This window comes from Massilimicrobiota sp. SW1139 (genome assembly GCF_012027715.1).
GTDB classification, from domain to species: domain Bacteria; phylum Bacillota_I; class Bacilli_A; order Erysipelotrichales; family Coprobacillaceae; genus Allocoprobacillus; species Allocoprobacillus merdigallinarum.
This window is the reverse complement of sequence record NZ_SJOR01000005.1, coordinates 73,711-93,664: the sequence shown is the minus strand read 5'-3', so window position 1 is coordinate 93,664 and position 19,954 is coordinate 73,711. Positions and strand designations below refer to the sequence as shown.

Here is a 19,954-nt window from a genome sequence, read left to right as displayed (position 1 = left end):
AGGTGCAGCATGTCAAATATAGGAAAAATCGTACGTGCGGTAGGTCCAGTTGTTGATATTGCTTTTGATGATGGACATTTACCAGCATTAAATACTGCTATTGAAATTGATAATAATGGCGAATTATTGACAGTAGAAGTCGCACAACATATTGGTGATGATGTGGTTCGTTGTATTGCGATGGGGTCTACTGATGGTTTAAAAAGAGGTTTGGAAGCCAAAGATACACAACATCCTATTTGTGTACCAGTAGGAAATGAAACATTGGGAAGAATGTTTAATGTACTAGGGCAACCGATTGATGAAAAAGAGGCATTACCTTCAGATATTCAAAAAATGCCAATTCATCGTAATGCTCCAACATATGCTGATCAAAAAACAGAAACAGAAATCTTAGAAACAGGGATTAAAGTTATTGATTTAATTTGTCCTTATATCAAAGGTGGAAAGATTGGTTTATTTGGTGGTGCCGGTGTTGGAAAAACAGTTTTAATTCAAGAATTGATTAATAATATTGCTTCGCAACATGGTGGTTTATCTGTATTTGCAGGTGTTGGAGAACGTTCAAGAGAAGGTAATGATTTGTATTATGAAATGAAGGAAAGTGGCGTTTTAAATAAAACAACACTTGTCTTTGGACAAATGAATGAACCGCCAGGATCACGTTTAAGAGTAGGTTTAACTGGATTGACAATGGCAGAATATTTTAGAGATGAACAACATCAGGATGTCTTATTGTTTATTGATAATATTTTCCGTTTTACTCAGGCAGGTTCAGAAGTGTCAGCATTGTTAGGACGTGTTCCATCACAAGCAGGATATCAGCCTACTTTAGCTACAGAAATGGGACAATTACAGGAACGTATTACATCGACAAAGAAAGGGTCTATTACATCAGTTCAGGCTGTCTATGTTCCGGCAGATGATTTAACTGACCCTGCTCCAGCAACAACATTTGCTCACTTAGATGCAAAAGTTGTCTTAGATCGTTCTATTGCTGCGTTGGGTATTTATCCAGCCGTTGATCCATTGAATTCATCATCACGTGCATTGGATCCATTGATTGTCGGAAAAGAACATTATGAAGTTGCTCATGGTGTTCAACAGATTCTTCAAAGATTCCAGGATTTACAGGACATTATTGCCATTTTAGGTATGGATGAATTAAGTGAAGAAGATAAAGTCACAGTTGCTAGAGCAAGACGTGTTCGTAATTATTTATCACAACCATTTACTGTTGCTTCACAGTTTACGGGATTAGAAGGAAAATATGTTCGTGTACAAGATACAATTCAAGGATTTAAAGAAATTCTTGAAGGAAAATGGGATCATTTACCTGAACAGGCTTTCCATAATGTCGGATCTATTGAAGAAGCAGTTGAGAAAGCAAAAACTTTAACAGATGGCAACATTTAAATTAAAGATTGTAACACCTAAAGGTGTTTATCAGGAAGTAGATGTTGAAATGCTAAATCTACGAACAACAACAGGGCAAATTGGTATACTTGCCCATCATATTCCTCTAGCCAGTAGCATAGATATATCAGAAATGAACTATGTTGATTCTCATCATGATAAACATTATTTTGCGATTGCAGGTGGTTTTGTTTATGTGGGTGAAGAAGATACAACTATTATCACAAGTGCTATTGAATCAAGTGATGAAATTGATTTATTACGTGCTCAAAATTCTAAAAAGAGAGCAGAGGATCGTTTAAAAACACCACAGGATATTGATGTTTTACGTGCTGAAATTGCATTGAAAAAAGCAATAACAAGAATAAATGTGAAAACAACACATCAAACATAGAGTTAACTCTATGTTTTTTTCAAAAACTGATTAAAAAATTTTACAACTTCCTTTGAAATTGTTATCATAATACATGGAGGAATGTTTATGAAAATTTTATTAGTATGTTCAGCAGGAATGTCAACAAGTTTGTTAGTTGAAAGAATGTTAACTGCTGCTAAAGAAAGACAATTAAATGTTGATATTGAAGCCAGACCAATTGCAGATACAGTTCAATATGGTCAAGATGCTGATGCAATCATGTTAGGACCTCAAGTTCGTTTTCAGGAAGAACATATTCGTTCATTATTTGATGAAAATAAACCTATTGCCGTTATTGATATGAAAGATTATGGGATGATGAATGGGAAAAAGGTTCTTGATGAAGCTATTCAACTTATAGAATCAAAGAAATAAATCATATTGATGAGAGTCAGTATGATTTTTTTATGGAAAACATTTGATTATACGACAAAAAATGATAAAATAACAACGATTGTAAAGGAAGTGAAAAAGTGGTTAGAAAAAAGAAAAGAATTAGAAAAGATAGAGTGATTATTGTTTGTGTATTAGCATTAGTTATATGTTTTGGTATTTATAAAGGAGCATCTTGGATGATTCATACAATTTCTTCTTTATTAGAACCTGAAGTTCAACAAGAAGTTGTCCAAGAAAAAGAGGAAGAAAAAGTAAAAGAATATATAGCAACAGTTGTATTAGATGCTGGACATGGAGATTGGGATCCAGGCGCTAATGTCAATGATGTTTTAGAAAAGGATATAACATTAACAACTGCAAAAGCAATTGGTCAAGCCTTAGAAGAAGCAAATATTAAGGCTATATATACAAGAGAAAGTGATGTCTCTTTATCAAATAATAAAATAGAAGATTTAAAGAAAAGAGCAGCAACAAGTGCTGAAAATAATGCACACTATTTTGTATCTGTTCATGTGAATTCATTTGATGAATCTGATGAAGTTTCTGGATTTGAAATTTATAAAAAAAATAATGAGAGCGAATCATTAGCTCAAAATATTGGAAAACATATGGAAACATTAAATTATTCAAAAAACAGAGGTATTATAGATGGAGGGAAATCTCTACAAGTTTTAAGAGATAATACAGTACCTTCTGTTTTGATTGAAATGGGATATCTTAATAATAAAAATGACTATAGTTATTTAAGTGATAATGAAAAATTACAAAAAATGGGAGAAGCTATAGCAAATGGAATTATTGATGAAGTTCAAACTTATCTTTTAAAAGATTCAGCACAAAATAATACAAATAAGTAGAAATATCCACAAGAAATTCAAAACAATTTGATATCATGAAAAGCGTGGAAAGGTGTTGTATATGAGTCTAAAATTAAAAAAGGATATAAAGAAAAAAGCTATATTATTGGTTGGAATATTATGTATTATTACAGTTGTGTTTTTTATCTTTAAAATGTTTAATAAACCTTTGATTGCATTTAAGAAAAATCCAGTTGAAGTAGAAATAAATGAAAGTATTGATCCAACTTCTTATATAGAAGAGATACATGGAAAATATAAAAACAGCGATGTAAAAGTTGATGCAAGTCAAGTGGATACAAAAAAATTAGGTGAATATACCATCCAGTATGCATTAAATGATAAAAAATATGATTTAACTGTAAAAGTTGTAGATACACATGCACCTACTTTTAATGTTAAAAATTTAGATATAGATGTTGGTATGAAAGTAGATGTTAAAGATGTTGTTTCAGACATTAAAGATGCAACAAAAACAAAAGCATATTTTAAAAAAGATTATGATTTTACAAAAGAAGGTAAACAAAATGTCACTGTTGTTGTGGAAGATGAAGGTGGCAATAAAACAGAGAAAGAGATAGAAGTCAATATTGTCAAGGATACTGAAAAACCAGAATTAACAGGATTACATGATTTGACTGTAAAAGTCAATGGAGATGTTGATTATCTTTCAGGTTTAACTGCTAAAGATAATCGAGATCCTAATCCAAAAATTACTGTTGATTCCAGCGATGTTAATTTGAAAAAAACAGGAACATATACAGTTAAATATACTGTTAAAGATAGAAGTGGAAATGAAAATGTTTTTGCAAGACAAATTGAAGTACTTGAAAAGGTTGTATCAAAGGCTATTCCTTCTAATGAAGAAAAAATTATATATTTGACATTTGACGATGGGCCATCTGAAAATACAAAGAAAATCATTGATATATTGGAAAAATATGATGTGAAAGCAACATTCTTTGTGACTGGTAACAATAAAAAATGTAATAAGTATATTAAAGAAGCTTATGAAAAAGGACATACGATAGGATTACATACCTATAGTCATGATTATAAGGAAGTTTATTCATCAATGGATGCTTATTTTGATGATTTAAATAAAATTGGGCAAATGGTTAAAGAACAAATTGGGTTTGTACCTAAATATATTCGTTTCCCTGGTGGAAGTTCTAATACTAAATCGGCAACATACTGCAAAGGTCTGATGACAACATTAGTTACTGAAGTTCAAAACAGAGGATATCAATATTATGACTGGAATGCAGATTCAACAGATGCTGGTGGAAATAACAGACCTGTTTCTGTCATTGTGAAAAATGCAACCCAAAGTAAAGCTAAAAATATTAATTTATTAATGCATGATACAGCTGCGAAATCAACAACTGTAGAAGCTTTACCAAAAATTATAGAACATTATCAAAAATTAGGTTATACATTTAAAGGAATAGATGATACATCATTTACTCCACATCATGGGGTTAATAATTAAAGTCAGACATGATATTGTTTGACTTTTTTTCAATAAGATATTCTGTATTTTCTTGTTGGAATATGTTATTCTATGAAAAAGTAGGTGAAGATATGAAGAATTTTATAAATGAATTTAAGAAGTTTGCTTTACGTGGAAATATGCTGGATATGGCGATTGGGGTTATTATAGGGGGAGCTTTTACTGGCATTGTGACCTCTTTAACTGATAATTTTATTAACCCTATTTTAAATTTTGTCACTGGTGGAAAAATATATACTTTACAGGATATTGCAGGTTTTGCATCAGCATTTCTTTCATCATTAGTAAATTTCTTTATTATGGCTTTTGTTTTATTTTGTATTATGAAAGCTGTGAATAAATTGATGAGTATTGGTAAAAAAGAGGATGAAGTCATTCCTGATAAGAAAATTTGTCCGTTTTGTAAATCAGAAATTCATATTGAGGCATCACGTTGTCCTCATTGTACATCACAATTAGAAGACTAAAAAAAGCTGTCGGAATAAGCATTTCACTTATCCCTGACAGCTTTTATTCTCCACCAAAGATTTCAAGAATATCAATTAAAGTAGAACTTTTCTTCTTTTTGTGTGATTTTTCATAATCTTTAGATGAATGCTGTTTTTGTTCTCCTGAAGCTCGTTCAATAATTTTATCAAGTTCCCCACGATCCAACCAAATTCCACGACATTCAGGACAATAATCAATTTCAATACCATGCTTTTCAGCCATTAATAATGTAACATCTTTACATACGGGACATTTCATTATATTTCCTCCTTATATTTATCTATATTATATAATATAGATTGTATTTGAAATTTATATTAACAGTATGTTAAATTATTTAACAAACATTTTAATGAGTTTCTCTTTCATTGAATTATAAGGATAATAACGCATTGGTAAATCTATCCAAGTTGCTTTTTTAACAATACTTCTGGTATGAGAGAAAGTTTCAAAACTCTTTTTACCATGGTATGATCCCATACCACTATTTCCAACACCACCAAAACCTAATTCACTTGTCGCAAGATGAATAATTGTATCATTAATACATCCACCACCAAAGCTACAATGTTTTAATAATTTCTTTTGAATCGCCTTATTTTGAGAGAAGATATAGAAAGCCAGTGGCTTTTCTCTTTGATTAATAAAGGCTATAGCTTCATCAATGTTTTGATAAGTTAAGATAGGAAGAATAGGACCAAAGATTTCTTCTTGCATTAATGGATTGTTTCCATCAACATGATCAACAACCGTTGGTTCAATCTGTAAGGTTTCTGGATTTCCTTTTCCACCAATCACAATATCCTGATTTTCTAATAAATGTGATAATCTATCAAAGTGTTTTTGATTAATAATTTTAACAAGTTGAGGATTTTGTAAAGGTTGATCACCAAAGAATTCATGAATCACATCTTTCATATATTGAATGAACTGATCTTTATATTTGTCTTTGATTAATAAATAATCAGGAGCCACACATGTCTGACCAGCATTTAAAAACTTACCAAAAGCAATACGTTTAGCAGCCAGTTTTAAGCTCTTATCATCATCAACGATACAAGGACTTTTCCCACCTAATTCTAAAGTTACAGGTGTTAAATAACGACTCGCTTTTTCCATAACCAGTTTGCCAACATTCACACTACCTGTAAAGAAAATATAATCAAAACGTTGTTCCAAAAGTTCTGTATTCTCAGCTCTTCCACCTTCAACAACTGCCACATATCTTTCATCGCAGCTTTCACTCACCATTTGTTTAATCACATGTGAAACATTTGGAGCATAAGCACTCGGCTTGATAATGACAGTATTTCCAGCTGCAATAGCGCCAACTGCTGGTTCAATTGATAACATGAAAGGATAATTCCAAGGACTCATAATCAATGTCACACCATAAGGCTCATAAGATTCAAAGCTTGTTCCATAGAATTGAGAGATTGGCGTCCAGACATATTTATTACGACTCCATTTTTTAATATGTTTTAACTGATAGTTTAATTCACTTAAAACCAAACCAATTTCACACATATAAGATTCGACAGCATTTTTATTCAAATCTTTTTTCAAGGCTTCAATAATACGATTTTGATGTTCTAAAATCCAAGTTCTCAAAGCTTTTAAAGTCTGTATTCTATGATTAATATCTTTAGTATATTGTGTCTGATAAAATTCACGTTGAGTTTTCACTAATTCTTTAATATCCATAATGACCCTCCAATATATTGATAATATCTTGTTTATTTGCATATTTGTTATTGACTATTAAAGCTCCATCATTTAAAGCTTTCTCAGCCACTTCATTGATATTTTCAGGCAAACTTTCAACACTTTCCAGTGATACAGGAAGATTTGTCTTTTCATGTAGAGTTTGTAATAAACTTGCAATATAATCAATCGCCTTTTGTCCTAACTGATCTTTTGGTGTTTGACTATAAAGTTCTTTTTGTCCAAGATATAATAATAAATCCCCATATAAGTCTTTATTGACTTCAAGATTATAACGCATACAAGGGACAAGCAGCATACTCATGGCATCTCCATGAGCTACATGGCAGACAGCTCCTAAGGCATGTCCAATCGCATGAACAATACCAACCATTGAATTCGAAAAGGCACATCCAGCTTCATAAGAAGCTAAAGCAAGATTTAATCGGATGTTTTCATCTTTTGGATTGTCTATGACTTTTAAAATATTTTGTGAAATGGTTTGTATCGCTAAGATAGCATAAGCATCACTGATTGGATTTTTCTGTGAACATGTATAAGCTTCAATAGCATGTGTTAAAGCATCAATACCTGTGGAAGCTGTTGTCTTGAGAGGCAGGTTTTGAGTTAAGACAGGATCGAGGAAAGCAACATGACTTTGAATATGTTGTGAAATGATTTCCAGTTTGACTTGCTTTTCAGGATGACTGACTACGGCGACACATGTCGCTTCACTACCAGTCCCACTTGTTGTTGGAATCGCAAAGAATGGCACATCTTGACCAAGTTTTAAATCTTCAAATCCTAAAATATCTTCAATGGATTCACATTCCTGTGATAACATCAAATAAACACCTTTGGCTGTATCTAAAACACTACCACCACCTAAAGCAATCAATCCATCACAATTTTCTTTAATATAATAATCTTGAATATCTTCAATTGTATGAATAGAAGAATCAACAGGAATATCTGTATATAGACTATAATCTAATGATAAATGTTTGGTAAGAATATCAACATATTTGAGTTGATATAAAACATGGTCTGTTAAAATCAGAGGATGTTTCATATGATATTGTTGACATTCGTATTCAAGTTGGCTTAAAGCATTTTGCCCAGCACATACCTTTGTTTTATTGACAAATTCAAAATACATAATGATCCCTCCTAAGCAAATAAAGCTTTTATATAAATCAATAAAGTCGGTTTATATTTCTTTTCCTGATGATTTAAAATACGTTTTGTCATAAAACGAGGGAAAAGATAAGTTTCCACCAAATCAACACATCTGACAAATCTCATACTTTCAAAAACATCTCCTCTTAAAGAAAAACGATGTTCTAAATAAGCACTTTTGACACTCATCATACCTGTAAAAACAAGCAAAGCTGTCTGAATGCTTTTAAAGGTAATACAAATATCAGGTTTTACATTTTTGACTTTCTGTAATCCTTTTTGATATGTGTATTTGATTGTGATGGAAGGTCCATGCATGACTTGTAATGTTAAAAATTTATCTTGTTTCCATCCATCTAATTCTTCTTTCATACGTGGATCATCATGATAAAGAACTTTCATACCACGATATAAAAACTGCATCACAACCCAAATAATCAGCTTTTTCATATGCACTCACTCCTTATCAATATTATAACATTTAAAAAAGTGATAGTAAAAAGATAAAACTTGACCATTATTTTTTATACATTATCCTTTTCCCTTCATCGTGTTTATGGTTTCAATAATGATAAGAACAATATAAATAATCAAAGTTATGATATATATAATAGAATAAGAAGAAATAAAAGAGATGACACTATCTCTTTGCGTATTAATAATCAATAGATAAATCAATAACAAAGCGGTGAAAAGAGAATTGGCTTTTTTAAGATAACTTTGATTATGATACTTTATGTTTAAAATCTTTATTATGATACAAGAAACAACAATGAACTCTAAAATAATACCTAAAATCATTTTTTTACCTTCCTTTCATGTGTTCAATATTTGTATTTATAAGATTGCTCAAATAATCAAAATATTATAATTGTTATAAGTTATTTTATAGACTCTTCAATTCATCTAAAGTTAATCCTCTTACTAAAATAAAATTGCTATCTTCAGCAAGGATATAAGGCTGTAATTTTTTAAGACATGTTCCATAATCCATTTGACCTATCATCGAATCATTTGTCGTGCTGATAAGAGCGATTCTCCATTGTGATATACGCTGACCTTCAACCTCAAAATGTATTTGAGGCTGTTTTAAGAACATTGTTTTCACACCTTCAGTTAAACTCATTGCACCAAATACACTCCCATCAGATTGCTTATAAAAATGAGGTTTAGCTTTATAAGCATCATCCCAATTGACAGTTTTTTTCTTTTTGTTAAATAAACCCATAAAATCAGTCCTTTCTATTCTTATTAATTTCATTATATCATTAGAACTGTAATGAAATCATTGATTTCGCTTATTAAAAAAAAGATTGATTTCTATTTCGCAAAAAATAGTTATGAAACTTTATTGACTTTAAAAAAAATATTTGATAATGTTTAAGAGTATAAAAAAGGCAAAGAACAGCAGAGATTAAAAGGGCGTTGTAGAGAACTGATGGTTGGTGCAAATCAGGACATAACTTTTATGAAGATGGGCTGGGAGCTGTTATCTTGAATAGTGAGAGATAAACGTTAACTGCGTTAAAGTTTTGAGGGTATATCGACAGATATAAAAAAAGGTGGTACCGCGTATAATACGTCCTTTTATAAGGACGTTTTTTATTTTGAAGGAGGAGATATGATGAAAGATCCAAAAGATTATTATTTAACTACAGCGATTACTTATACTTCAGGAAAACCTCATATTGGAAATACATATGAAATTATTTTAGCTGATGCTATTGCAAGAAGTAAAAGACAGGAAGGATACAATGTTTATTTTCAGACTGGAACTGACGAACATGGACAAAAGATTGAGTTAAAAGCTCAAGAAGCTGGTATTCCACCTAAACAATTTGTTGATGAAAAAGCAGCTGTTGTCAAAGAAATTTGGGATATGATGGATACAACATATGATCGTTTCATGAGAACAACAGATGAATACCATGTGAAACAAGTGCAAAAAATCTTTAAGAAATTATATGATCAGGGAGATATTTATCTAGGACATTACGAAGGTAAATATTGTACAGCATGTGAATCATTCTTTACTGAATCTCAATTGGTTGATGGAAAATGTCCTGATTGTGGTGGAGAAGTTCATGATGCCAAAGAAGAAGCTTATTTCTTTAAGTTATCTAAATATGCTGATCGTTTAATTCAACATATTGAAGAACACCCTGAATTTATTCAACCTGTTTCAAGAAAGAATGAAATGATGAATAACTTCTTAAAACCAGGTTTACAGGATTTATGTGTTTCACGTACTTCATTCAAATGGTCTATCCCTGTAGACTTTGATCCTAAACATGTTGTGTATGTATGGATTGATGCTTTAACAAACTATATTACAGGACTTGGTTATGATGTTGATGGAAATCATGGTGAATTATATAAGAAATATTGGCCAGCAGATTTACACTTAATTGGTAAAGATATCGTGAGATTCCATACGATTTATTGGCCTATTATGTTGATGGCTTTAGATATTCCTTTACCAAAACAAGTTTTTGGACATCCTTGGTTATTACAAGGTGAAAGCAAAATGTCTAAATCTAAAGGAAATGTAATCTATGCAGATGATTTGGTTAAAATCTTTGGTGTCGATGCTGTCAGATACTATGTTTTACATGAAATTCCTTATGACAATGATGGAAGTATCACATGGGATTTATTAGTTGAACGTATTAATTCTGATTTAGCTAATATTTTAGGTAACTTAGTCAATAGAACAATTGCCATGACAAATAAATATTTTGATGGTATTGTGACAAATCCAGGTGTGAGTGAACCTGTTGATGATGAATTAAAAGAAATTGCTTTAGCTATGCCAAAGAAAGTTCAGGCTTACATGGATGAATTTAAAGCATCTAAAGCCTTAGATGAAATCTTTGTATTACTAAGAAGAACAAATAAATATATTGATGATACAATGCCTTGGGCACTTGCAAAAGATGAAAGCAAGAAAGATCGTCTCGCAACAGTTCTTTATAACTTAATTGAAGCCATCCGTTTTGCTGCTATTGCATTAGAACCATATATGCCTTCTACATCTACAAAGATTTTAGATCAAATCAATACAGATCAAAGAAACTTCTTAGACTTAAATACTTTTGGTTTATATCAAGAAGGAACAAAAGTCACTGAAAAACCTCAACAGTTATTTGCAAGATTAGATCCTAAAGAAGTAGAAAAGAAAGTAGCAGCTTTATATCCTCAAAAAGAAGAAAAACAAGAGGATGACAATCAAATTACAATTGATGATTTTGCGAAAATTGAATTGGTTGTAGGTACAGTTGAAAAATGTGAAAAACATCCTGATGCTGATAAGCTGTTAGTTTCTCAAATCAATATTGGTAAAGAAACAAGACAGATTGTCAGTGGTATTGCAGATTTCTATACACCAGAAGATATGATTGGTAAGAAAGTTATTGTTGTATCTAACTTGAAACCTGCAAAATTAAGAGGTGTTGAATCTCAAGGTATGATTCTTGCAGGATCTAAGAAAAAAATGTTAGAACTTGTGTCTGTAGAAAACTTACCAAATGGTACAAAAATAAGATAAAGAGAAGATCCGTCAAGGATCTTTTTTTGTTAAAGAATGATGATGGGATGTGATATAATAATAAAAATGGAAATGAGGGGAAAAAATGTATAATAATAAGGATCAATTTATTCAGAATGTTATGGATACATTTCAACAAACAACAGCTTTTTATTTAACAATTGTTTGTTGTCTGTTTTTTAGTATAGTAGGACTTTATTTTTCAATAACCATGTTTCCAAATGTGATTCCATATATTCATATCTATACAACATACATGACATTTTTTATATTATCATTACTTTGTTTATTGGCAGGTATAATGGGTTTATGGGTACTGTTCAAATATTATAATTCAAATTATCAAAATACAGAAAATGATTTATGTTTAAGATATTTACCCCAAATGTTTACAAGTATGATTCCTGGTTTTTTAATGTTAGTATATGTATCAATGGTATCGACAACGAAGTTATTTATGCCTATTCCACATATATGTTTATTATTATGTTTCTATGGCTGGTTTATTATGTTTATATTTTATTTGGCATTAAATTATAAAATAAATAAAGATAAAAAGGTTTACCAAAAACAAACTTATCGCTCATTTCAATGGGGATTAATCGGAAGTAGTATTTTCATCATAATATGTTTGTTGTTTTTTAGAGGTACAGATATAGAAGATCTCATTAAAGTTGTTTTTATAACTGCTATAGTGACTTTTATTGCCTATCAGGCAGGACGAACTTGGCTTGCTTATAAGTTTTATGAAGATATAAAAATCGAAGAAATGAGAGATAGAGATTTTTATATAGATGGAAGCTTGGGTAATGATATCCAATCTTTAAAAGCGCGTGTTTTTATTAATAATGATGGATATGTGAATAAAGCTTTAGATGTGTTAGAGGAATTTGGCTTTTCAAGAACAAAATGTATGGATGCAATCTTACATTATAAGCCTATATATACTTTTGATAATAAAATGTATTTTGATTTTGCTTATATGGAAAAGTTGTTAATGAGATTATCATATGAGGGTATTCCTTTTTCTGTTCAAGAAAGAACAAAGATGGGATGGATTCCAAGTCAAAAATATAATGAAATTGAAGGACGACGTTTTATAAGAAGAAAAAAAGAAATGATTGAAGATGAAGAAGAACCAGTTAAGAAAAACAGCTGGTTTACGACTATTACTGTAAGTTTTCTTTTTATCATAGGAGTGGTTATTTATGGAATATGGAATGCTATATTTCCTATTAATTATTTTAAACCAGTTCAATGGAGTAAAGCAGAACAAGTTAAAAAATATTATTATGCTTATACATATCCCAATGTCAGAACGATTTATCATATGATCTGTATATGGATTATATTTATGAGTTTTTTGTTGATTCCATCTATACAAAATTGGGTATTATCATCTTTAGAAATAACTTTATCAACATTAAGAGTTGTATCGGTTATTTTATTTGTTGGAGAACTGATCGTTTTTCCATTATATTTAAAAAAATTAAAAAATATTGTAGAACAATCTCAAAATTCTCATAATTATATTAGAAGAGCATTTTTGATGTTTGTATTATTAACGCTCATTCGTGCTGGATTTCAGGGATGGCAAAAATTTGTATGTCTATTTTTATTGTTAGTTGTTCCCATAGAGTTGGCAAAATCAATTGATGTGATTATAAGATATATTTTACACTTTCATGAAACGGCTATGGTTAATCAAAGTGAAGAATATGAAATTGTTGAATTTTATGATATAAGTGCTATTAAAAAGAGATTACAAAAAAGGAGTCAGTCAGTTATTCAATTGGATTATGATGATTTACCTATGACACCATATTCCAGTCAGTTGGGTGGAAAACCATATTGGATTATAGGAAAAGAATATCCAAGTTGTGATGGAAAACCTTTAATATTATTGGCACAAATCAATTTTGATGAGCTAGAACAAAGCATAGAAGGATATCCAGACAGAGGCATGTTGCAGTTCTTTATTAGTGATGATGATGTTTATGGATGTGATTTTGAAGAAACTGTTACTCAAAAATATAGAGTCATTTATCATGAAAAAATTGATTATAATGAAAAACATCTTCAAGACATTCCAATAAATAACATTAAAAATTCACCTATTGTCAAACCATCTAGAATAAAATTAAAAGTTGTTAAGGAAAAAGGAATCAGTAGTTCTGATTTTCAGTTTATACAAATATTAAATGATATGTGTAAAGATCTTCTGCCAACTCATTGGCAAAACAATTCCACTTTATTACAGGTGTTATATAATGAATGTCAAATAAAGTATATGCATAAAATGGGAGGACAAGGAACATTTGCACAAGAAGATCCAAGAACGAGTCAGTCTACGAAGATTCTTTTACAGCTCGTCAGTGATGAGGAACATATTCAATGGGGTGATTATGGAACATGTCATTTCTTTATTGAGCAAGATGATTTAGAAAACAAGCAGTTTGATCAAACGACCTATATATGGGATTGTTATTAAATAAATAGACCATAGAAATGGAGTCATTTCTATGGTCTATTTTTTGAATAAGAAACGATATGATTTTATGTTTCTCACTAATTTATATAATGAAATAAAGTAGATAAAGAATAAAGCTGTAATAATAAATGCATTAACAAGAATATATTGAAAGTTTGTATTTATAGGTAATAAATATTGACTTAAAAAATGAGAATTCACAACAAAGATTGTTAAAGAAACAATAGTAAATAAATTAATAATAAAGCTATATTTTAAATATTTCTTAGTATATATTTTTTTGGTCATATCTATAAAATAATCAAAAATAATGATCATAATAAATGGTTGAAAGAAATAGGTCATCATATGAATCATTTGATATGATTCATGTTGTATTTTAATAATAATATCACTAGAAAAGAAAAAACCATAACAAATAAAGAAAGTAATAAATATAATCATAAAGATGGTTTCAATAGTATGATTTGGATAATGGGATGGATGGGGTAAATGATCCAGGTCTTGTATATTCCAACGGAGATTTAAATCTTGAGGAATAGGCTCTTTTTTATCCAATATGATTAAAGCTAAGATTGCTATGGCAATGATACCAATCATTATAATGATTGGATAAGAAAGAAAAGCTTCAAAGATAGATGAAGTATTCATTGTTGTCACAACATTGTTTGTTGATTGAAATGATAAACAACCAAATTGTTCAAGATAATAAAGGGTTGATAAAAAAAGATAAATACCTGAAATTAAAAAAACAAGTTTTTCAATGAAATTAACTATTTTAGGATTAAAATGATGATAAATTGTAGGACGATAACCATATGAGTAAGCAACGCTTAGTGGATGTCCATAACTCATTAATAAGTCTTCCATATCTTCATATTGATGTACCGATTGACTGATTTGAGTTTTTAAATCATGATAAACATATTGGCGTTTTCTTCCAAAAAAATAAGAACACACTGCACCTAGATATCTTTCTAATAAATCATTCATTTGAATCACCTCATTATATGAAATATTATAGCACCTTTTTATGAATTCTTTTTGATAAATCTATGATTTTATGATTTAAGTTATGATGAAAAGATTATATAATAAAAAAATAAGGAGGAATGAGTATGATAGTCAATGAAGAAGCAGTCAAAAATATGTTAGAAAAGGTAAAACCTGCAACACTGGTTGCAGCAACGAAATATATAGATGAAAAAGAAATAGAAAAACTGGAAGCATGTGGTTGTTTATATTTTGGAGAAAATAGAGTTCAGGCTTTCTTAGATAAATATGAACAATATCATGGAAAAGGTCATTGGCATTTTATTGGAACTTTACAAAAGAATAAAGTGAAATATATCATTGATAAAGTAGAGTTAATTCATTCTGTGAATAGTTATCATTTGATTGATGAATTAGAAAAGCAAGCACAAAAACATCAGTTAAAAGTTCATATCTTATTACAGGTTAATATTGCTAAAGAAGAAAGTAAACATGGTTTTGATGAAGAAGAGATGGATCAGGTGATGACATATTTACAGAATTGTCCATCTTTGATTGTTGATGGACTTATGATGATGGCACCACATATTGAAAAAGAACAAACACGTATTTATTTTAAAAAGACAAAAGAGTTATTAGAACGATTAAAAAACGAATATCCTGAATATCCATTACATGAATTATCTATGGGAATGTCCCAAGATTATAATATAGCTTTGGAAGAAGGAGCAACAATTGTGAGAATTGGTAGAGCATTGTTTAAAGATTAAGTTTTAAATGTTGGTAAAGATATGATTGTTTATGATATTTATAGTGAATATATCCCAAATTATGTTCAAGACATTATTCAAACATCTTTTTTTCAAAGACTAAAAGATGTAAGTATGAACTGTGGAATGGAATATACTCAATTTGAATCTTTTAGAAACTGTAAAGGTGTTTCTAGATATAATCATAGTATTGGAGTGGCTTTAATTACATATCATTTCACTCATGATAAGCATCAGACAGTTGCTGCTTTATTACATAATATTTCTACACCTGTTTTTGCACATGTTATTGATTTTATGTATCATGATTATACAAATCATGAAGCAACAGAAAACTTAACAGAAATGATGATTAAAGAAAATAAAGAACTACATTCTATTTTTCATCAATATACACAATTAAATAAAATTCTGATTTCTAGATTACCTCAAGATGGTTATTGGAAAATTGTTTCTAAAAAGCGTTATATCAACCCACTTGTAAGTGAAAAACGTATTTTAGATATTTGTGAGGATTTACAAGAAAGTGTTCAGCTCTATTTAAATAATGATTTTGATTATTATGTTAAAGCGATAAGAGAAGATAAATAGATTTGTAATTGTATAAGATAGTATTTTAAGTCATCATAAAAACAGGTATAATATGAATCAAGGAATATTGTTAGGAGGAATGTCTAACGTGAATAATTTATTTGATATAACTGAGTTTGATTCATATAAAGAAGATAATCGTAGAGAAGTGAAGAAAGCTAAAGGAGGCTTACCTGTTTCATTATGGGAGTCTTATTCAGCTATGGCAAATACCTATGGTGGAATTATTATTCTTGGTATTCAAGAATTAAGTGATAGAAGTTGGAAAACAACAGGATTAAAAATATCTGATAAAGAAAAAATATTGGATAATTTTTGGAATCAAGCTCATAATTTACAAAAAGTCAGTATTAATCTTTTGAACGAAGATGATGTAAATGTATATGAAATACAAGATGATATAATCATCGTTATACATGTTCCTATGGCAAAACGAGAACAAAAACCTGTATATATTAATAATGATATGTTTAAAGGAACATATAAAAGAACACATACTGGAGATTATCGTTGTACTCCGTTACAGGTTAAAGCAATGCTTAGGGATCAAATTGAAGAAACAATGGATATGGCAATCATCGAGAGTATGGATTTATCAGTGTTTGATATAGAAACAATACATGCTTATCGAAATAGGCATCGTGCTTTTAGAGCTGCTCACCCTTGGATGAATTTAGATGATGATCAGTATTTATTAAAAATTGGTGCTGCAAAATTAGGAAAAGATGGCAAACTACACCCAACAGGAGCAGGATTACTCATGTTTGGTGAAGAATATAATATCGTTAATTACTATCCAGAATATTTCCTTGATTATAGGGAAATGTTAGACCCGACTATTAGATGGACAGATCGCTTGCAATCGACATCAGGTGAATGGACAGGTAATTTATTTGATTTCTATTTTAGGGTTTATAATAAAATTATACGTAATGTGAAAATACCATTTAAAATTGTTGGCGGAGATAGAATTGATGATACTCCTGTTCATAGAGCCTTGCGTGAAGTTTTGGCGAATTGTTTAGTTAATGCGGATTTTTATATTCCTAGAGGTATTGTGATTAAACAAGATAATGATATTTTAAAAATCGAAAATCCTGGTTCTATTCGTGTTGGGAAATATCAAATGAAATTAGGTGGAGAATCTGATCCAAGAAATAAAGCATTAATGAAAATGTTCAATCTCATTGGAATTGGAGAAAGAGCTGGAAGTGGAGTACCAGAGTTATTTTCTGTCTGGGAAGAAGAGGGATGGCAAGAACCCATTATAGAAGAGAAAATGAACCCAGATCGCACTATTTTAATACTTTCATTTCTAAAAAAAGTGCCAGAAAAAAGTGCCAGAAAAAAGTGCCAGAAAAAAGTGCCAGAAAAAAGTGCCAGAAAAAAAGTTACTCAAAAGACACTTATTCAATATGAAAAGATACTATCATATATGCAATTAAATAGATGGTATAAAGCTGCAGATTTTATAAATATTCTTGATGTTAAAGAACGCAGGATTAAAAATATATTACGTGAATTAGTAGATGATGGAAAACTTATTGATAATGGTGTAACCAAAGGAAAACGTTATAAGAAAGCTAATAAATAATGAAAAGGCATAAAAGATACTTGATTTGTATCTCTTATGCCTTGTTTTCATGAGACAGATAATAGATAAGACTTGCAAAGATGCGAGGTCCTAATGCTAGAACTTTTTCATCAAAATCAAAAGCATCATTATGTGGTGATGAAACAATAGGTGTTAAAAGTTTCATATAAGTTGCTTTCCCACCATGAGCTTGAACACGTTCCATGAAATATGAAAAATCATCACTACCTCCCAGTGGACTTAAATTATATGGAGGTAAGTTTAAATCAGGAAGGTATCGCTGACACATTGACCGAATCGTATTCATAAAGTCTTCATCACAATCTAATGCATAAGCTTTACCCATTTCTTTAATTTCAACAACAGTATCATGCATACGTGCTGAACCTTCAATAATATCTCTCGCATAAATTTCCATATAGCGATTTAATTCACTTGTAACACCACGGACTTCAATTTCAAGTTTAGCTGTTTCAGGTACAACGTTTCTTCCTGTACCAGCATGAACAGTTCCAACGTTCACACGTGTCTGACCATCACTGTTTCGAGGAATAGAGTGTAAATTTAAAATACAGTTAGCGGCAGATAGTAAAGCATTTTTTCCAAACTGTGGTGATTCAGCAGCGTGAGTAGATACACCATGATAAGTAATATCAAGTTTTGTTGTCGCAAAAGATTCATCCATACCAAAATACAAATCATAAGGTTGATCTTCTTGAGGCATAATATGAGCTGCACAAATATAATCAACATCATCTAAGAATCCACTTTCAGCAATACTTCTTGCTCCCATGACACCTTCTTCAGCAGGCTGAAATATAAGTTTGATTGTTCCATGTAAATGTTCTTTGATTTTCATAAGTATTCTCGCTGTGGTTAAACCAATTGCAGTATGACCATCATGACCACAGGCATGCATTGTTCCACGATGTACAGATGCAAAACCATTCGTAAAAGGAAAATGACTTGATGATGATTCTTCAATGAGGCCTAAAGCATCAATATCAAATCTTAAAGCAAGTGTTGGACCTTCGCCACATTTTAAAACGCCTGCCACGGCAGTCATTCCCATTTTGACTTTTTCTAGATATTTAGGCTTAGCTCCTTGTTTTTGTGCACGATGATAATTTAAGTGAAGAACAGTTTCTGGTGGCACACCCATACGTGCTTCTTTTTTCATAATATCTTCACCAACAAGCACTTCGTATCCTAATTCCTCTAATGTAGAAGCAATATAACAGGCTGTTCGCATTTCTAACCAGCCTTTTTCAGCATACTTATGTAAATCACGACGACAATTTACAGTATCAGGATAATATAACTTTGCAAGTTCTTTTATTTTTTCATACATATGTATCTCCCCCTCTTTTCTTTATTGTATCAACATCAAATTTGAACATCAAACAATATCGCTTATTTTTCACAAATAGACAAATAAACAAAAAAATTGACAAAAGTGATAAAGTTGTATAAAATGCTCATAGTGTGAGGTAAATAAAATGGATTATCGTAAATATGCTAGAGAATTAATAGGTTATATGATAGAAAATGAACAGGCATTTAAGTTTTGTCATCGTGATATCAGTGAAATTGCCAGAGGAGAAGGTGCTGTCCTCATTTACTTGATGGATGGGCACGATGGTGTGAATGCATCTGAAATTAGCCAACGTTTTGATATTAATACCTCTAGGGTAGCCGCTGTATTAAATGCTTTATCTAAAAAAGGATATATAGAGCGTGTCGTTGATTTACAGGACAAACGTAAGATTAAGGTATTTATTACAGACAAAGGAAGAATTTTTGCACAACAAAGAAGAGCAGAAATAGAGGATTATTTTAAAAAGATGTTGGAGATGTTAGGTGAAGAAGATACAAAGGAATATCTACGTTTATATCGTAAAGTGAATCAAATTATTAAGACTTTAAAATAAAGCATAAAGATTGAAAAAGATGTCGAAAATCGTTAAGATTGAAAATTATAAAATAAGTTGTAATGTTT

At 30.4% G+C, this 19,954-nt stretch carries 19 protein-coding genes and 1 other annotated feature; of the genes, 12 read left to right on the top strand and 7 right to left on the bottom strand.

The window, feature by feature from the left end:
• Positions 1 to 9: 9 nt before the first annotated feature.
• The 6 genes from atpD to mscL all read left to right on the top strand — a co-directional run bounded on the left by atpD (position 10) and on the right by mscL (position 5,064).
• Positions 10 to 1,416: a F0F1 ATP synthase subunit beta gene (atpD, locus tag E0K96_RS04750; RefSeq protein WP_168081577.1), complete on the top strand. Its 1,407-nt coding sequence runs from the start codon at positions 10 to 12 to the stop codon at positions 1,414 to 1,416.
• A complete protein-coding gene (gene atpC / locus E0K96_RS04745) occupies positions 1,403 to 1,810 on the top strand; it encodes an ATP synthase F1 subunit epsilon (protein ID WP_087296962.1) in 408 nt (135 codons plus the stop codon). The genes atpD and atpC overlap by 14 nt, the downstream gene beginning before the upstream one ends.
• Positions 1,811 to 1,897: 87 nt before the next feature.
• A complete protein-coding gene (locus E0K96_RS04740) occupies positions 1,898 to 2,206 on the top strand; it encodes a PTS sugar transporter subunit IIB (protein ID WP_168081575.1) in 309 nt (102 codons plus the stop codon).
• A gap of 98 nt (positions 2,207 to 2,304) precedes the next feature.
• On the top strand, positions 2,305 to 3,084 hold the full coding sequence (locus tag E0K96_RS04735; RefSeq protein ID WP_168081573.1) for an N-acetylmuramoyl-L-alanine amidase family protein: 780 nt from the start codon (positions 2,305 to 2,307) through the stop codon (positions 3,082 to 3,084).
• Positions 3,085 to 3,145: 61 nt separating this feature from the next.
• Positions 3,146 to 4,576, top strand: coding sequence for a polysaccharide deacetylase family protein (locus E0K96_RS04730; protein WP_168081571.1), 1,431 nt, complete (start codon positions 3,146 to 3,148; stop codon positions 4,574 to 4,576).
• A 92-nt stretch (positions 4,577 to 4,668) separates the two neighbouring features.
• Positions 4,669 to 5,064 (top strand): large conductance mechanosensitive channel protein MscL, encoded by a 396-nt coding sequence (gene mscL, locus E0K96_RS04725; protein WP_168081569.1) that lies wholly within the window; start codon positions 4,669 to 4,671, stop codon positions 5,062 to 5,064.
• Positions 5,065 to 5,107: 43 nt separating this feature from the next.
• Here the strand turns inward: mscL and E0K96_RS04720 are convergent, their stop codons facing one another.
• From E0K96_RS04720 to E0K96_RS04700, 5 genes are all read right to left on the bottom strand, one after another.
• Positions 5,108 to 5,344 (bottom strand): TFIIB-type zinc ribbon-containing protein, encoded by a 237-nt coding sequence (locus tag E0K96_RS04720; protein ID WP_087304435.1) that lies wholly within the window; start codon positions 5,342 to 5,344, stop codon positions 5,108 to 5,110.
• A 75-nt stretch (positions 5,345 to 5,419) separates the two neighbouring features.
• Positions 5,420 to 6,790, bottom strand: coding sequence for an aldehyde dehydrogenase (locus tag E0K96_RS04715; protein ID WP_168081567.1), 1,371 nt, complete (start codon positions 6,788 to 6,790; stop codon positions 5,420 to 5,422).
• Positions 6,780 to 7,949, bottom strand: coding sequence for an iron-containing alcohol dehydrogenase (locus tag E0K96_RS04710; RefSeq protein WP_168081565.1), 1,170 nt, complete (start codon positions 7,947 to 7,949; stop codon positions 6,780 to 6,782). Before E0K96_RS04710 ends, E0K96_RS04715 begins: the two co-directional genes overlap by 11 nt.
• Before the next feature lie 11 nt (positions 7,950 to 7,960).
• The gene (locus E0K96_RS04705; RefSeq protein WP_087936134.1) at positions 7,961 to 8,419 is read right to left on the bottom strand and encodes a hypothetical protein; all 459 of its coding nucleotides are present in this window, start codon (positions 8,417 to 8,419) and stop codon (positions 7,961 to 7,963) included.
• Positions 8,420 to 8,855: 436 nt separating this feature from the next.
• On the bottom strand, positions 8,856 to 9,197 hold the full coding sequence (locus tag E0K96_RS04700) for a DUF4299 family protein (protein WP_165352240.1): 342 nt from the start codon (positions 9,195 to 9,197) through the stop codon (positions 8,856 to 8,858).
• Positions 9,198 to 9,360: 163 nt separating this feature from the next.
• Positions 9,361 to 9,559: a binding site (T-box leader), on the top strand.
• Between E0K96_RS04700 and metG the strand changes: the two genes are divergently transcribed.
• Together metG and E0K96_RS04690 are read left to right on the top strand one after the other, a co-directional pair.
• On the top strand, positions 9,522 to 11,516 hold the full coding sequence (gene metG, locus E0K96_RS04695) for a methionine--tRNA ligase (RefSeq protein WP_255374749.1): 1,995 nt from the start codon (positions 9,522 to 9,524) through the stop codon (positions 11,514 to 11,516). It overlaps the preceding feature by 38 nt.
• A gap of 85 nt (positions 11,517 to 11,601) precedes the next feature.
• Positions 11,602 to 14,007, top strand: a complete 2,406-nt coding sequence (locus tag E0K96_RS04690) for a YwqG family protein (RefSeq protein WP_168081563.1) — start codon at positions 11,602 to 11,604, stop codon at positions 14,005 to 14,007.
• 36 nt (positions 14,008 to 14,043) lie between these two features.
• Here the strand turns inward: E0K96_RS04690 and E0K96_RS04685 are convergent, their stop codons facing one another.
• Positions 14,044 to 15,000, bottom strand: a complete 957-nt coding sequence (locus E0K96_RS04685) for a hypothetical protein (RefSeq protein WP_087936136.1) — start codon at positions 14,998 to 15,000, stop codon at positions 14,044 to 14,046.
• 125 nt (positions 15,001 to 15,125) lie between these two features.
• Between E0K96_RS04685 and E0K96_RS04680 the strand changes: the two genes are divergently transcribed.
• From E0K96_RS04680 to E0K96_RS04670, 3 genes are all read left to right on the top strand, one after another.
• A complete protein-coding gene (locus tag E0K96_RS04680; RefSeq protein ID WP_168081560.1) occupies positions 15,126 to 15,770 on the top strand; it encodes a YggS family pyridoxal phosphate-dependent enzyme in 645 nt (214 codons plus the stop codon).
• A 114-nt stretch (positions 15,771 to 15,884) separates the two neighbouring features.
• Positions 15,885 to 16,361: an HD domain-containing protein gene (locus tag E0K96_RS04675; protein WP_240924433.1), complete on the top strand. Its 477-nt coding sequence runs from the start codon at positions 15,885 to 15,887 to the stop codon at positions 16,359 to 16,361.
• 88 nt (positions 16,362 to 16,449) lie between these two features.
• Positions 16,450 to 17,955, top strand: a complete 1,506-nt coding sequence (locus E0K96_RS04670; RefSeq protein WP_168081558.1) for an RNA-binding domain-containing protein — start codon at positions 16,450 to 16,452, stop codon at positions 17,953 to 17,955.
• Between the two features lie 34 nt (positions 17,956 to 17,989).
• Here the strand turns inward: E0K96_RS04670 and E0K96_RS04665 are convergent, their stop codons facing one another.
• Positions 17,990 to 19,306, bottom strand: coding sequence for an amidohydrolase (locus tag E0K96_RS04665; protein WP_168081556.1), 1,317 nt, complete (start codon positions 19,304 to 19,306; stop codon positions 17,990 to 17,992).
• Between the two features lie 148 nt (positions 19,307 to 19,454).
• On the opposite strand from E0K96_RS04665, the gene E0K96_RS04660 reads away from it, so the two are divergent.
• Positions 19,455 to 19,886, top strand: coding sequence for a MarR family winged helix-turn-helix transcriptional regulator (locus tag E0K96_RS04660; RefSeq protein ID WP_168081554.1), 432 nt, complete (start codon positions 19,455 to 19,457; stop codon positions 19,884 to 19,886).
• Positions 19,887 to 19,954 lie beyond the last annotated feature (68 nt).